The sequence below is a fragment of the Bradyrhizobium canariense genome, assembly GCF_019402665.1.
In the GTDB taxonomy this organism is placed as follows: domain Bacteria; phylum Pseudomonadota; class Alphaproteobacteria; order Rhizobiales; family Xanthobacteraceae; genus Bradyrhizobium; species Bradyrhizobium canariense.
The window spans coordinates 242,646-256,998 of the sequence record NZ_VSST01000015.1 but is presented as its reverse complement, the minus strand read 5'-3'; the positions used below and the strand labels follow the sequence as shown (position 1 = coordinate 256,998).

Annotated in this window: 12 protein-coding genes; 6 read left to right on the top strand and 6 right to left on the bottom strand. The window is 65.2% G+C overall.

Annotated features, from left to right (window positions below; all coding sequences use genetic code 11):
- Nucleotides 1–47 precede the first annotated feature (47 nt).
- Both FXB41_RS07925 and FXB41_RS07920 read left to right on the top strand, forming a co-directional pair.
- Nucleotides 48–1,223, top strand: coding sequence for a glycosyltransferase family 4 protein (locus FXB41_RS07925; RefSeq protein WP_219681080.1), 1,176 nt, complete (start codon nt 48–50; stop codon nt 1,221–1,223).
- Between the two features lie 46 nt (nt 1,224–1,269).
- Complete coding sequence (locus FXB41_RS07920) at nt 1,270–2,802, top strand: glucosamine inositolphosphorylceramide transferase family protein (RefSeq protein WP_219681079.1); 1,533 nt, start codon at nt 1,270–1,272, stop codon at nt 2,800–2,802.
- On the opposite strand, the gene mdlC is transcribed toward FXB41_RS07920, so the two are convergent.
- The 6 genes from mdlC to FXB41_RS07890 form a co-directional block, all read right to left on the bottom strand.
- A complete protein-coding gene (gene mdlC, locus FXB41_RS07915; protein WP_219681077.1) occupies nt 2,799–4,406 on the bottom strand; it encodes a benzoylformate decarboxylase in 1,608 nt (535 codons plus the stop codon). The two genes, FXB41_RS07920 and mdlC, sit on opposite strands and share 4 nt — an antisense overlap.
- 35 nt (nt 4,407–4,441) lie before the next feature.
- Nucleotides 4,442–5,890 (bottom strand): aldehyde dehydrogenase, encoded by a 1,449-nt coding sequence (locus FXB41_RS07910; RefSeq protein WP_219681076.1) that lies wholly within the window; start codon nt 5,888–5,890, stop codon nt 4,442–4,444.
- Nucleotides 5,891–5,923: 33 nt separating this feature from the next.
- Nucleotides 5,924–7,249: an MFS transporter gene (locus FXB41_RS07905; protein WP_219681075.1), complete on the bottom strand. Its 1,326-nt coding sequence runs from the start codon at nt 7,247–7,249 to the stop codon at nt 5,924–5,926.
- An 88-nt stretch (nt 7,250–7,337) separates the two neighbouring features.
- The gene (locus tag FXB41_RS07900; protein ID WP_219681074.1) at nt 7,338–9,047 is read right to left on the bottom strand and encodes an FAD-dependent oxidoreductase; all 1,710 of its coding nucleotides are present in this window, start codon (nt 9,045–9,047) and stop codon (nt 7,338–7,340) included.
- Nucleotides 9,048–9,093: 46 nt separating this feature from the next.
- Nucleotides 9,094–9,561 carry a MarR family winged helix-turn-helix transcriptional regulator gene (locus tag FXB41_RS07895; RefSeq protein ID WP_219681073.1) on the bottom strand — a complete coding sequence of 156 codons (468 nt, stop codon included), beginning with the start codon at nt 9,559–9,561 and terminating at the stop codon, nt 9,094–9,096.
- A gap of 43 nt (nt 9,562–9,604) precedes the next feature.
- A complete protein-coding gene (locus FXB41_RS07890) occupies nt 9,605–10,528 on the bottom strand; it encodes a LysR family transcriptional regulator (RefSeq protein ID WP_219681072.1) in 924 nt (307 codons plus the stop codon).
- Between the two features lie 108 nt (nt 10,529–10,636).
- Between FXB41_RS07890 and FXB41_RS07885 the strand changes: the two genes are divergently transcribed.
- Genes FXB41_RS07885 through FXB41_RS07870 form a run of 4 tightly spaced genes read left to right on the top strand, consistent with a single transcriptional unit; the run spans nt 10,637 to nt 14,337 of the window.
- Complete coding sequence (locus FXB41_RS07885; RefSeq protein WP_007593067.1) at nt 10,637–10,960, top strand: Dabb family protein; 324 nt, start codon at nt 10,637–10,639, stop codon at nt 10,958–10,960.
- A complete protein-coding gene (locus FXB41_RS07880; RefSeq protein ID WP_219681071.1) occupies nt 10,957–12,036 on the top strand; it encodes a maleylacetate reductase in 1,080 nt (359 codons plus the stop codon). The genes FXB41_RS07885 and FXB41_RS07880 overlap by 4 nt, the downstream gene beginning before the upstream one ends.
- Before the next feature lie 4 nt (nt 12,037–12,040).
- Nucleotides 12,041–13,414 (top strand): amidohydrolase family protein, encoded by a 1,374-nt coding sequence (locus tag FXB41_RS07875; protein ID WP_219681070.1) that lies wholly within the window; start codon nt 12,041–12,043, stop codon nt 13,412–13,414.
- A 20-nt stretch (nt 13,415–13,434) separates the two neighbouring features.
- Nucleotides 13,435–14,337, top strand: a complete 903-nt coding sequence (locus FXB41_RS07870; RefSeq protein WP_219681069.1) for an NAD(P)-dependent oxidoreductase — start codon at nt 13,435–13,437, stop codon at nt 14,335–14,337.
- Nucleotides 14,338–14,353 lie beyond the last annotated feature (16 nt).

The following is a 14,353-nucleotide window of genomic DNA, read 5'->3' as shown; positions in this document are numbered from 1 at the left end:
CGGGGTTAAGAATGTGAAAAATTCGTTTCTCTAGTGGGTCGGGATCCGTGCTCCATTACCAGCCAAACAAGGCGTTGGGCGAGACGACTGCGACAGCACTCCCGCCGCCCAACGGTAGCGGACGAAAGCTGCACGTGCTTCTCGTACAGACCCAGGCCGAGAACGCGGGCGCGCAGGAGATCTCGCGCCTGCTTGGCGCCGGGCTGACCGCCCGCGGCTATCGGGTCACCAATCTGTTCTTCTTCCGCAAGTCGGATTCGTTCGATGAGCCCCCCGACACGATCTATTGCGCGTCGAGCCGGCCGGGAAATCCGCTGGCGCTGCTGCAAATGCTGTGGACGCTCGGCGGCCATATCGGGGCCACCAGGCCCGACGCCGTTCTGACGTTTCAGCACTTCGGCAATGTCATCGGCGCCGGCGTGGCGCGCCTCATCTGCCGCGCGCCTGTGATCGCCAATCAAGTTTCATCCGCGCTGTCGATGAGCTGGCCGGTCCGTATGGCCGACATTGCCATGGGCAGCCTCGGCTTCTTCGACCGCATCACGCTCAACTCGCTGGACATGCAACGCGAGTATTCGCGCTACCCCAAGGCTTATCGCGCGCGCATGATGCATGTCCCGCACGGCTTCGACGACAAGGCGCTCACCCTGACGAAGCAAGCTGCGCGACAGAAGTTCAATCTGCCGCCGGATCGCACCCTGCTCGGCTGCGCAGCAAGATTGCACCCGCACAAGCGGCTCGACGCGGCGATACGTCTGTTGCCGGATCAACCATCCTGGCACCTCGCGCTGGCCGGCCAGGGAGCCGACGAGGCCCGGCTGCGGCAGTTGGCGGATGAGCTGAGAGTATCGGACAGGCTGCATCTGCTCGGCGAAATCACCCCGCGCCAGATGGCGGAGTTTCTCGCCGCTCTCGACGTATTCGTATTTCCGACGCAGGCGGAGACCTTCGGCTTGGCCGCTGTGGAGGCCGCAAACGCCGGCGTTCCCTCGGTCGTCACCGATCTCCCGGTCTTGCGCGAGGTGTTGTCCGTCGAAGGAAAACCGACAGCGCTGTTCGTCGATGCCTCCGATCATACCAAGCTGTCGGCCGCCGTCTCCAGGCTCCTGACGGACCAAAAACTGAGCGATGAACTGCGACAAAACGCCAAAGGCCTGAAGCTGCGCTATTCAGTGGACGCCATGGTGGAGGAATACGTTCGAATTCTCGGCCAGGTCATTTGATCGGGGCGCATTTAAACGGATCGACTCGGAAACGGATCGGCTCGACATGATCATCGAGTTTCGCTGTGAAATTGAGCATGCGCGGCGATGGATGGGCCGCGAGACGCTGCCGATCGATGACCGAGATGTACCGGTCCAGATTGCATGGACGGCAACGGCGGAGCCGCGGCCGACGGGTCTCGACATGCTGTTCGAGCTCGAACGTCTGGTGTTGCACAAGGGCAAGCACAGCGGCGCCGACAGGCTGAAGATCAGTCCCGAATGGATGCAGGCTCGCGCCGGCACGGCAGACGTGATCGTCGATTTCACCGGTGCCGCGCGGGATCCGAACTGCTCCGCCCGGCAGTATCTCCGTCCGCTGTTCAATGGAGCCGCAGGCGAAAACGCAGCCCTTGCCGCCATTCTCGCCGGCGATCTGCCGGTGATCGAAATCGTCGACGAGGTCGACGGTGCAGTCCTCGATCGCGGCCACCCCTCTGCCGAAATCGCGGCCGGTCTGAGCGGCGGACTAGAAACGGTCATGGCGCGAACCCTGACCATGGTGGCGGCCATCCTGTCGGGACGGCCGCGCATCCTGCCGCAGCTGGCGCGACCGGCCCGAATTGGTAACGGCCTGCCGGCGGCGTACGTCGCGCGCGGCCTAGCGACATCGATCGCCAAGGAGATCTATCGCCTCTGCTGCTATGCCCCGCATTGGCATGTCGGGTGGCGCTTCAATGATGGTGCCGGCGTCTGGCAGACCGGAGATCTGTCAGGGCCCCGCTGGAATGTCCTTTCCGACCCCGGAAATCACTTCTACGCCGATCCTTTCCCCATCACATGGCAGGGAAGAACATTCGTCTTCTTTGAAGATCTCGATCACCGGGTTGGGAAAGGAATCATTTCCGCGATCGAGTTCGACGATACGGGCCCGGTCCGAGCGGTCGTGCCCGTACTGGACGAGCCCTGGCACCTCTCCTATCCCTTCCTGATCGAGGACGATGGCGCGTTGTGGATGATCCCGGAGAGCTCGACCAATGGGGACGTCGCCATTTACAAATGCGTTCGGTTTCCAGACAAATGGGAGCGGCACGAGACGCTGCTTTCGGGACTTGAACTCGCCGATGTGACGATCACGCGGCACAACGGCCTGAACTATCTGTTCGGAGCTTGGCGCGACGGCACCGGCGGATATTCGGATTCGCTGGCGATCTATTACGCCGAGCACCTCATGGGCCCGTGGTTGCCGCATGCCAGCAACCCCGTCCTCATCGACCGCGCGAGCACGCGGCCTGCGGGGAATTTCGTCACCATCAATGGCAAATTGTGGCGGCCGGTCCAGGATTGTGCCGGCGGATACGGCGCAGCGCTCGCCCTGGCGGAAATCGTCGAACTGTCGCCGACGACGTTCAAGCAGATTGTCCGCCACTCTCTGCGGCCCGGATCGGCATGGCCCGGCAGGAAGTTGCACACCTTGAACCGCTACGGCCGGCTCGAGGTGATCGACGGATCGCGTGTCCAACCCAAGACCCGCGCCTTCGGAGGCAAATTTCCATCGGCCGTTTTGTCGCCGCGAACCAGTCCCTCTACCGCCAGCTAGCGCGGATGGCCGAACAGGTCGGTCGTGGCGTCGTCGACGGCGATATCGACCAGCGCGGGACCGCTCGATGCCAACGCTTCGGTCAAGATGGCGTCGACGTCGCCGGCATCGGTCACGCGCTGCCCCGGACAACCCATTCCCCTTGCGAGCGCCACGAAGTCGAGCCCGGGCAGGTCGATCCCGGGCGGGCGATGCGCCTGCATCAGCTGGCTGAAGGCGCGCATCGCGCCATAGCCTGAATTGTTCATGATCACGAAGGTGATCGGTAGGCGGCGTTGCACCGCGGTCCAGATCGCCTGGATGCAATACATCGCCGATCCGTCACCGATCAGGGCGACGATGCGGCGGCCCGGCCGCGCCAGGGCCACGCCGACCGAGGCCGGCAGGCTGTAACCAAGTCCGCCGCTCGCCATCGTGTAGAAGCTGTCCGCGCCCGGCCGCGGCAGGAATTGCTGAATGGCGGGACGATGCGACGGCGCCTCCTCGACCACGATCGCATCGCTCGGCATCAACGCCGAGAGCCGGGCGAGCGCATAGCCCGGCGGAATCGGATTTTGCGCGGCAGGAGCGGCAGGCCGCATCCGCGCGGCCGGCACTTCGCGCTCCGCGATGTCAGGCATCGCCGACAGCAGCCCAGCCAGCGCCTTCGGGAGCGTGCTGATGATGGTGTCGCCGACAGAAGCGGCTGCGGCTTCCGTCGGATCATCCGTGATCTGCCAGACCAGCGTTCCGTCGTCGAGCAATTCGCATTGTCCTTCGACATGGAAAGTAAACACCGGCGCGCCGACCACGACGATCAGATCGGCGCCGCCCAGGGCGCGGGCGAGCCCTCCTGGTGCTGCCGGAAGGAAGCCGGCAAACAGCCGATGCAATTCCGGAAAGCTCGAACGGCTCGACATCGGGCTTGCCCAAACGGCCGCGCTCGCCTGCTCGGCCACAGCGACCATCGCGTCGACGCAGCCGCTGCGATCGATCTCGGGTCCGACAACGAAGATAGGTTTTTTGGCGGCCCGGATCGCCGCGCCGAGCCGAACGATCGCCGCCGGATCGGGCGCAAACTCCGTCGCGATGTGGCGGACCGGCGGTGCGATTGCGGGCCGCGCCCAATCATCCGACGGGACCGACACGAATGTCGGACCGCGCGGATGCTGCATGGCGGTGAGGAAGGCCTGCGCGATCGCCGCTGGAACATCTTCGGCCCGCGCCGGTTCGGCGCTCCATTTCACATAGGGCTTTGGAAACTGTGCGGCGTCCTCGGCGAAGAGATAGGGTCGCATCCGCAACAGGCTGCGCGCCTGCTGCCCGGCTGTCACGACCATCGGCGTCTTGTTGCGGAACGCGGTGAAGAGATTGCCGAGGGCATGACCGAGTCCGGCCGCCGAGTGCAAATTGACGAAAGCCGGACGTCCCGTCGCCTGCGCATAGCCATCCGCCATGCCGACGACGCAGGCTTCCTGCAGACCGAGCACGTAGTCGATGTCGTCGGGCCAGTCGCCGAGGAACGCAAGCTCGGTCGAGCCCGGATTGCCGAAAACGCGATCGACGCCAAAGGAGCGAAGCACACCGAGGGTCGCTTCCCGAACCGTGAGAATTTTCGAATTCATGAATGGACGTCCTGGTGGCTTCGCTTGCTGCGCGATCAGAAAGGATAGTGCTGCGGCTGGGTCTCGATGGTGATCCAGCGCAGATCGGTGAACTCGGCGATCCCGGCCTGGCCGCCGAAGCGGCCGTAGCCCGATCCCTTGACGCCGCCGAACGGCATCTGCGCCTCGTCATGCACGGTCGGGCCGTTGACGTGGCAGATACCGCTTTCGATCCGCTGCGCCACCGTCAACGCACGCGCGACGTCGCGGCCGAACACGGCGGCCGAGAGGCCGTACTCGGTATCGTTGGCGAGCCGAACGGCATCGTCCACGCCACGCGCGCGTACCACCGAGACGACGGGACCAAAGCTCTCCTCGGTGTAGATGCGCATGCCCGGCACCACGCGGTCGAGCACGGTGGCTGGGACGACCGTGCCAACCCGGTCGCCCCCCGCGAGCTTGACGGCGCCTTTCGCGATCGCGTCGTCGATCAGTGCCACGACCTGCTTGGCCGGCGCCTCGTCGATCATCGAGCCGACCACGACCGGACCGGAGCGCGGGTCGCCGGCCGGAAGCGCAGCCGTCTTCTTCGCAAGCTTATCGAGAAAGGCGGCCGCCACCGCCTCGTCGACGATCACCCGCTCGGTCGACATGCAGACCTGGCCCTGATTGATGAAGGCGCCGAACGCGACCGCCGCTACGGCGGCATCGAGGTCGGCATCGTCAAGCACGACCAGAGGCGCCTTACCGCCAAGCTCGAGCAGCACCGGCTTGAGGTGCCGCCCGGCGAGTTCGGCGATGACGCGGCCGACCCGGGTTGAGCCGGTGAAGTTGATCCGCCGCACGGCCGGATTGGCGATCAGGCGCTCGACCAGAGCAGGCGCATCGGCCGGTGCGTTGGTCAGAACATTTACGACACCGGGCGGAAAGCCTGAGTCCTTGAAGACCTCGCCGATCAGTCGGTGCGTTCCCGGGCAAATCTCGGACGCCTTGAGCACGACCGTATTGCCGCAGGCAAGCGCCGTCGCCACGGCGCGAACGCCGAGAATGATCGGCGCGTTCCACGGCGCAATGCCGAGGCACACGCCGGCCGGCTGGCGGACGGACATCGCGAGACATCCAGGCTTGTCCGACGGGATCACCTCGCCGGCGATCTGCGTGGTGAGCGACGCCGCTTCGCGCAGCATGCCGGTCGCGAGCTTGACGTTGAAGGCCGACCAGATCTCCGTCGTGCCGATCTCGGCCATCATGATCCGGATGAAGGCGTCGCGCTTGGCCTCGAGCGCATCTGCGGCCTTCAGCAACAGAGCGCGCCTCGCGTTCGGGCCGAACGCCGACCATGCGGCAAACGCGGCGGAGGCCGCCGCCACCGCAGCGTCGGCATCGGAAGCGGTCGCGGCGGCCGCGCGGCTTGCGACCTCTTGCGACAGCGGATTGCGGCGCTCGAACACTTTGCCGCCGGAAGCGGCCTGGTCCTGCCCGTTGATGAGAAGACTGACGTCCATGAAAACCTCCCTGATGTTGGTGATGGCGCCTGCTCAGCCGAGCAGCCGCGACTTGCCGGTTTCATGCGCGAAGCCGAGCGCGATCATCGCTGCGAGCGCGAGCGCGACGTAGTATCCCGTGATCGCGTAGGTGGAGCCCGTCTGCGCAAACAGGCTGGTGGCGACCAGCGGCGCGATCCCGCCGCCCAGCACCGTCCCGAGCTGCTTTCCGATCGACACGCCCGTGAAGCGAATGCGGGTCGGAAACAGTTCCGGGAAATAGCTCCCTTCGCTGCCGAACATCAGCGGATGGATCACCCCCGCGGCGAGGATCACCGCGCCCGTCACCAACATCGTGTCACGGCTCGCGACTACACCGTAGAATGCAAACATCGAGATGGCTGCGAGCACGATTCCGGTCAGGAACAGACGCTTCCGTCCGATACGGTCGGACCATGCGCCGATGAGCGGCATCGCAACAAGCCCGACGAGATTGGCGAACAGCACGGCCTGCGTGATGACGTCCTTCTGGACGCCGAGCTGACGGGTCGCGAAGGAGATGGTGAAGATGGCTGTCAAATAGAAATAGGATGTCTGCGCCATTTCGGCGAAGAACACGATAAGGATCGGCCGCCAATGCTCCCGCAGTGCCTCGACCACAGGCGCCGCTTCGGTCACCTTCGCCTTTCGGAACGTCGCGCTCTCCTCGATGCGCAGGCGCATGTAGACGCCGAGCGCGACCAGCACCGCACTGATCAGGAACGGAACGCGCCAGCCCCATGACAGCAGGTCCGCTTCCGGCAGCCGTGAAATCGTGAGCGCCGCGAACGAGGCGAGCACGACACCGACGGGTCCTGCGGCCTGGATCACCGCGGCTGAGAACCCGCGCCGGTGGCCGGGCGCCGTCTCGATCGCCATGAGGATCGCCGCGGTCGACTCGCCGCCGAGTGCAAAGCCCTGCACGAAGCGCAGCATGACGAGCGCGACGGTCGCGGTCACGCCTGCACTGGCGTAGGTCGGCAACAATCCGATCGACATGGTCGCAAGTCCCATCATGAGCAGCGTACACAGCAAGACGGACTTTCGGCCGAGGCGGTCGCCGAAATGACCGAACACCAGTCCGCCGAGCGGACGCGCCAAAAATCCGACGGCAAACGTCGCGAACACCGCAATGCTCGCCGTGAGCTGGTCGAACTTCGGAAAGAACAGCTGATCGAACACCAGCGGCGCGATCAGGCCGTAGATGAAGAAGTCGTACCATTCGATCGCGGTGCCGATGGTGCCGGCGATCAGGATCCGCCGGCGGCTGCTCGCCGTCTGCTCGGCAGTGGCGACGGTCGCAACATGATCGTCGTAGTCCTCCAATGCTCTTATCGTCACGGCTTCCTCCTCCGGTGTCATTTGTCGTTTTGTTGTCTTGTTGTTATTGGCCGCGCCGCCGCTGATCGGATGCGACGGCGAGAGTCGATCAGCTTGCCAGCCGTGCGCCGTCGCTCGCATCGTGTCCGAGTGCTCGGGCAAGGACGCGCCCCATCGTGCCAGCCTGTGACGCGCTGCCGCGCCAGGCCACGATCTGGTCGGGGCGTATCAAGGCGAGATCGGCGTCGTAGAGATCCCGCAGCGATTTCGGCAGCGTGACGAGTTTCACATCAACCCCGATCGCGCGGATGGTCTCGGCGAATGACGCATGCGCGGACATGACCTCGCCGAACTGGAGCAGCGTCCACTCGAACCCGAACAGATCGTACAAGGAGACGCCGTCGTCCAACCACGCATGCGGGGCGCGCCCGCCGGGACAGGCGCTCGGAACGTAGACGTTCGCGGCGTCCGGCGGCGGCTGGCTACCATCGGAGACGATGATCGGCGAGCCGTCGTAACGCCCGCCGAAGGTTATGCCGGGGATGTTGAATTCGGCGCGGGCGTGCTGTTCGAGATAGACGCCAGCGATCCGCCGCGCCTCGTCGCCGGCCTCGGTGGGGTCCTCGATCTCAGGCGCGGGAGCGAACAGACCGAGCGAGTCGGCAAAGCGACGCGCATAATCGGTGTTGCGCAGCGCCACCGGACGCCGCTCGACCTCATAGCTGTCGAGCAGCCCCGCCGGGCTCACACCCTTGACGACGCTTGCGAGCTTCCAGCCGAGATTGACCGCATCCTCGATCGCCGTGTTGTAGCCAAGCCCGCCGGTCGGCGTGAACAGATGCGCCGCGTCGCCGCCCAGGAACACCCTGCCCCGCTGCATGGCATTCGCAACCAGCGCGTGGCCGGCGGTCCAGGTCAGGAACGACAGCACTTCGCAGTCGATCGGCGCGCCGCAGGCGCGCTGGAACGCGGCCATGGCCTCGTCGGCCGTGATCGCGCGTTCGTCCTCGCCCGGCCGAAGCTGCGTGTGAAACGCAAACTCGTCGCGACCGTTCACCGATGCCATGAAGGCGCGGCGGTCGCCGTTGAAGCAATTGTACATCCACGCCTTGGCGTGCGGGATGCTCGCGTAGAAGCCTGGCGAACGGAGATAGACCGCCAGCATGCGGCCGCCCATGAAATCGCGCTGCGTTCCGGTTTCGCCGCCGTAGACAATGCCGAGCGACTGCCGGACCATGGAGCGCGGCCCGTCGGCCCCGACCAGGAAGTCGGCCCGGACCTCAAAGCGGCTGTTGTCATCGAGACGTTCGATCTGGGCGACGACGCCGTCATCGCTCTCGACGTAGCTGATCAGACGATGACCGTAGCTGAGCCGTATTCCGGGAAGCCGTTCGGCATGGCGGCGCAGCACCGCCTCGACATATTTTTGCGAGACCCGATGCGGCAGCTCGGCCGCGCTCCAGGAGCCCGACATGGCCTTGACGAGCTCGCCCGCGCGTGACGATGACGGCAATTGAAATCGGGCCAGCTCGTATCCGGTGTAGCGCGTGAAATATGCAACGTCGGTCGGATAATCCGCAGGCAGTCCTTCGCGTCGGATCTCGTCGGCAAAACCCAGCCGCCGATAGTGCTCCATCGAGCGCGCTTGCGTCGCATTGGCTTGCGGATTGAATGCCGTGCCCGGCTTTTCATCGACCAGGATCGCGGACACGCCGCGCCGGCCGAGCTCGTTGGCGAGCATCAGGCCGCAGGGCCCCCCGCCCACGATGAGCACCGAGGCCTTCAGACATGTTTCCAAGACGCTTCTCCCTACCAGCATTATTCTGCATGGTAAGGTCGCCTGACGATATCGTCAAGTAGCCTGACTATCTGATGTCGTCGAGCGTGTCGAACGTCGCGCCATAGACCGCCAGCCCCTTCACGATCGCATCCATCGTGGCCTTGCCGAGCTCGGCGCGCATTTCCTGCTCGGCGACGTCGACCGCGTCGCGGAACGCATCGAGCCATTTGCGCCCGGCCGGCGTGAACATGACGATGCGCGCGCGCCGATCGGTGGGATCGGCGATGCGATCGACCAGGCCGAGATCGGCGCATTGATCGACCAGCTCGCCCATCGCCTGCTTGCTCATGGAGGCGCGGCGGGCGAGCTCCGTCAGTCTGGTCCCCTCCACGTCGAGATTGCGTGTGAGGCCGACATGCGCGATCCGCGTTTCGCCATGCCCCTTCTCGCTCATCAGTTCGAGCACACGACCTTCGAAGCGCCGCACTGCGTTGTTGAGCAGCCGACCGATGTTGGCATGCCGCCATGCGGTGCCGGATGTCCTGGCTTTCAATGGATGTGCCTTCTGCAAAGCCGCCTGAATTCGAAAATGTCGCTCACTTCGCCGCGTCGATCCAGATCCCCGGCTGCGAATGCTCGCGGATGTGGCTGACCAGGAAGTCAGAAAAGACCCTGATCTTGGCGGGCAGTCCGGCACGGTTCTGGTAGGCGATGTTCATCGTCAGCAGCGGCAGCTCCCAGTCCATCAGAACCGGGACGAGGCGGCCCGCCGCGATATCGCTTTGCACGATGTACAGCGGCTGGATGAGGATGCCGAGCCCCGCCAGCGCGGCGCCGCGGATGACTTGGCCGTCATTGCTGTCGAGCGTCGGCGTGACGCGGACAGTCTGCGCGCCATTGCCTTTGCGCAGGCGCAGCGAATAGGGATCGTTGGCGAGATTGTAGACCAGCATGTTGTGACGCGCGAGATCGACGGGCTGTTCCGGCTCGCCGCAGCTTGCGAGATATGAGGGCGCAGCCGCGAGCACACGCCGCATCTGACCGATGCGGCGGACGATGATGTTGGAATCCGGCTCCTGCTCGCGCGTCCTGATCGCCACGTCGATGCCGGCCTCGATGAAATCGGAGTAGCGGTTGGCGGTGGTGATCTGCATATTGAGCTTCGGATAGCGCGCGCGAAAGGCCGGCAGCATCGGCGCCAGATAGATCACCGCAAAGGACAGCGAGCTCGTGACCCGCAGCGTGCCCTGCGGCGACAGCGCGCGATCGCTGACGATGTCCTCGGCCTCCGCCAATTCGCTCAAGATGCGACTGGAGCGCTCCAGCAGTTCCTGCCCCGCCTCCGTCAACCACAGCCGCCGGGTGTTGCGCTCGATCAGCCGGACCGCAAGGCGCTCCTCGAGCGCGCTGAGATGGCGGCTCGCGGCAGCATTCGACATGCGCAGGGCTTCGGCAGCTTTGGACAGGCTGCCGAGCTCGGCCGTCTTGGCGAACACTTCCAACTGGAGCAGGCGGTCCATTTTTTCGCAAACAGGAAAAGAGACTTGCGATTATTGACCTTTATTTCCGTATCCCGCAAGGCAAAATGGGCCAAACACAAGCAAGACAGCAGGCGAGGAAACAGGGAAATGTCGGGCCCGATCAGGCACATCGTGATGTGGCGGCTGCGCGGGGAGACGCCAGCGGAGCGTTCCGCCGCCCGGGTCAAGGTCAAGACCCTGTTCGAGGGGCTGCGCGGACGGATCGACGGCCTCACCCATATCGAAGTCGGTCTCGACGTGAGCGATGTCGACTACGCCTGCGACGTCGTGCTGTTCTCCGAATTCACCGACCACGCTGCGCTCGCGGCCTATGCCACCCACCCGGAACATTTGCGCGTGCGCGAGGCGCTGGGCGACTTGCGGATCGGACGCTTCCAGGTCGATTATCCCATCAAAGAGACCGGCACATGATCGGTTCGTTCACCTTTGAAAACCTGCCCTGCCGCGTCGTGTTCGGCAGCGGAACGCTGGCTGGCGCCAAGGCCGAGGTCGAGCGGCTCGGCGGCAAGCGCGCGCTGGTACTGACGACGCCGCAGCAGGAGGCGCAAGGCAAAAAGCTGGGCGCGGCGCTCGGTCCGCTCTACGCCGGCATCTTTCCCGGCGCGACCATGCACACGCCGGTCGAGGTCACGGAGCGGGCGCTCGCGGCGATGAAGGCGTGCAAGGCCGACTGCGTCATTTCCCTCGGGGGCGGATCCACGACCGGGCTCGGCAAGGCGCTGGCCTTGCGCACCGGAATCAACCAGCTTTGCATTCCCACCACCTATGCCGGCTCGGAGATGACGCCGATCGTCGGCCAGACCGAGAACGGCCTGAAGACCACGGTGCGCGATGCCGCCATCCTGCCCGAGACGGTGATCTATGATGTCGATCTCACTTTGACTCTGCCGGCGAGCCTGGCCGCGACATCAGGCGTCAACGCGATTGCGCATGCGGTGGAGGCGCTCTATGCGCGCGATGCCAATCCGGTGACGTCGCTGATGGCGGAGGAAGGCATCCGCGCGCTCGCCCGCGCCCTGCCCGCGATTGCCACGAAAAGCGACGATCGCGAGGCCCGCACCGAAGCGCTCTATGGCGCCTGGCTGTGCGGCGTCTGCCTCGGCACCGTCGGCATGGCGCTGCATCACAAGCTCTGCCACACGCTCGGCGGCACCTTCGACCTGCCGCACGCCGAGACCCATACCATCGTGCTGCCGCATGCGCTGGCCTACAACGCGCCGGCCGTGCCCGACGCGATGGCGCGGATCTCACGCGCAATCGGCGCCGCCGATGCATCGCAAGGACTCTTCGAGCTCGCGAAGCGCCTGGGTGCGAAGGTCGCATTGCGCGACATCGGCATGCCCGAAGCCGGCATCGACAAGGCCGCGCACCTTGCTGTCACCAACGCCTACTGGAACCCGCGCCCGCTCGAACGCGACGCCATCCGCGACCTGATCGCGCGCGCCTGGGCCGGTGAGCCGCCCCACGCCACCAAAGCGGCAGTTTGATTCGATGCGGCGCACGCTGATCAAATCCGCGGTCATCATCAGCATGGATGACGCGATCGGCGATTTACCTGGCGGCGATGTGCTGATCGAGGGGAACCGCATCGTTGATTTGCGTCCATCGATCGATCTCGGCAGCGGCGCGACTGAGGCCGAGATCATCGACGGCACCGGGCGCATCGTCATCCCCGGCCTGATCAACGCCCATATGCACACCTGGCAGACAGGCTTGCGTGGCTATGCCGCCAACTGGACGCTGCTGGAGTATTTCCGTCGCATGCATGCCGGGCTCGCAACGGTGTTCAGGCCCGAGGACATCCATATCGCGACCTTGGTGGGCGCGCTGAACCAGATCAACCAAGGTACCACCACGCTGGTCGACTGGTGCCACAACAATCCGACGCCCGATCATACCAACGCCGCCGTGCGCGGCCTGATCGAGAGCGGTATCCGCGCGGCCTTCTTCCACGGCTCGCCCAAACCTGAACCGAAACCGGGCGAGCCGCATTTCTCGGAAATCCCGCATCCACGCCGTGAGGTCGAGCGACTGCTGGCGGGGCCCCTCGCCGACCGCGACGGCCTCGTCACACTTGGGCTCGCGATCCTCGGCCCGCATTATTCGACGCTCGACGTCGCCATGCACGATTTCCGCATGGCGCGCGAGTTCAAGCTGATCGCATCCATGCATCAGGGCGGTGGTCCCGCCAAGACGCCTGGTGGCTGGGAGAAGCTGATCGGGGCCGGCCTCGTCGGCGCCGGAATCAACATCGTCCATGGCAACGACCTGCCTGACGAGCTCCTGGACCGGATGGTCGACCTCAGCGTCTCCTTCTCGGTGACGCCGGAGAACGAGATGGTCCAGGGCCACGGCTTCCCGATCACCGGACGGCTGCTCAAGCGCGGCGTGCGGCCGACCATCGGCATCGATCTGGAATCCGTGCTGGCCGGCGACCTCTTCTCCGCCGCGCGCGTTGCGCTCTCGATGCAGCGGGCGCTCGACAACGCCGAGTCGCGCAAGGTCACCAGCACCATTCCAGCGACGACCACGATCCCCGTCCGCGAGGCGCTACGCTGGATTACGACGGAAGGCGCCCGCATGCTCGGTCGCGAGCACCAGATCGGCTCGCTGACACCGGGCAAGCTCGCCGACCTCGTCATCATCGATTGCTCCGATCTCAACCTCGTCCCAGTGCACGATCCCGTTGCCACCGTGGTGATGCAAACGAGCCTCGCCAATATCGAGGCCGTGATGATCGGCGGCGTGTGGAAGAAGCGGAATGGACGGTTGCTGGCCGACGGTCTGGAGGCGAAAAAGCAATTGCTCGCGCAATCCGGCCGGCGGCTGGTGCACGACATCGAACGACAGGGACACGCCGCCTGAGGGCGTCAAGGACAACAACAATGACTGACACGCCAAAGAACGTCGCTTTCATCGGGATCGGCAAGATGGGCCTGCCGATGTCGGTGCTCGTCGCCAAGGCCGGTTATGCCGTGACCGCGTTCGACCGGAGCACGACACGGCTCGACGAGGCGCGCGCGCAAGGCATTTCGATTGCCGCTTCGCCGGCGGAGGCCGTGGGCGGCAAGGTCGCGATCATCACGTCCTTACCCGATGACGCTGCCTTGCGCGGCGCGTTGCTCGGCTCCACCGGCCTCATCGCCGCGATGGCTGCCGGAACTGTCTTGATCGAGACCAGCACCGTGAGCGTCGAGGCGTCCGCAGAGGTCGACGCAGCTGCACAGGCGCGCGGTGTCTTCTACCTGCGGGCGCCGGTCTCGGGCAATGCCAGCATCGTTCACACCGGCGCGCTGAGCTGCTTCGTCTCGGGCCCGAAGGACGCCTACGAAAACGCAAAGCCGCTGCTCGCCGCCTTCACCCGCGCCCAGACCTATCTCGGGCCCGGCGAGGAAGCGCGATATGCGAAGCTTGCGGTCAATTTGATGATCGCTGTCTCGGCCGCCATGATGGCGGAAAGCCTGGCGCTGGCGCGCAAGGGCGGCATCGGCTGGCAGGACATTCTGAAAGTTCTCGACGACAGCGCGGTGGCCTCACCGATGGTGAAGTACAAGACCGCGCCGCTGCGTAACCGCGATTTCGACTCGACCTTTTCCTGCAGGCAGATGGCCAAGGATCTCGATCTGATCCTCGGCGCCGGCCACGCGGTCGGCGTGCCGCTTCAGCTCGCCGCCCAAGTGCGGGAGACCTATGGCTCGCTGGTCGCGCAAGGCGACGGCGACGCCGACTTCATCGCGACCGTCAAGCACATCGAGCGGCTGTCCGGCCTCGGCGAGCCCAAACTCTGAGTTACGGGAGGCATCT

Excerpts from the sequence above, each read along its gene's own strand:
- mdlC (WP_219681077.1), bottom strand. The coding sequence starts at position 4,406 with ATGAATTCGAAAATTCTCACGGTTCGGGAAGCGACCCTCGGTGTGCTT.
- FXB41_RS07920 (WP_219681079.1), top strand. The coding sequence starts at position 1,270 with ATGATCATCGAGTTTCGCTGTGAAATTGAGCATGCGCGGCGATGGATG.
- FXB41_RS07885 (WP_007593067.1), top strand. The coding sequence starts at position 10,637 with ATGTCGGGCCCGATCAGGCACATCGTGATGTGGCGGCTGCGCGGGGAG.
- FXB41_RS07870 (WP_219681069.1), top strand. The coding sequence starts at position 13,435 with ATGACTGACACGCCAAAGAACGTCGCTTTCATCGGGATCGGCAAGATG.
- FXB41_RS07880 (WP_219681071.1), top strand. The coding sequence starts at position 10,957 with ATGATCGGTTCGTTCACCTTTGAAAACCTGCCCTGCCGCGTCGTGTTC.
- FXB41_RS07900 (WP_219681074.1), bottom strand. The coding sequence starts at position 9,047 with ATGCTGGTAGGGAGAAGCGTCTTGGAAACATGTCTGAAGGCCTCGGTG.
- FXB41_RS07875 (WP_219681070.1), top strand. The coding sequence starts at position 12,041 with ATGCGGCGCACGCTGATCAAATCCGCGGTCATCATCAGCATGGATGAC.
- FXB41_RS07890 (WP_219681072.1), bottom strand. The coding sequence starts at position 10,528 with ATGGACCGCCTGCTCCAGTTGGAAGTGTTCGCCAAGACGGCCGAGCTC.
- FXB41_RS07910 (WP_219681076.1), bottom strand. The coding sequence starts at position 5,890 with ATGGACGTCAGTCTTCTCATCAACGGGCAGGACCAGGCCGCTTCCGGC.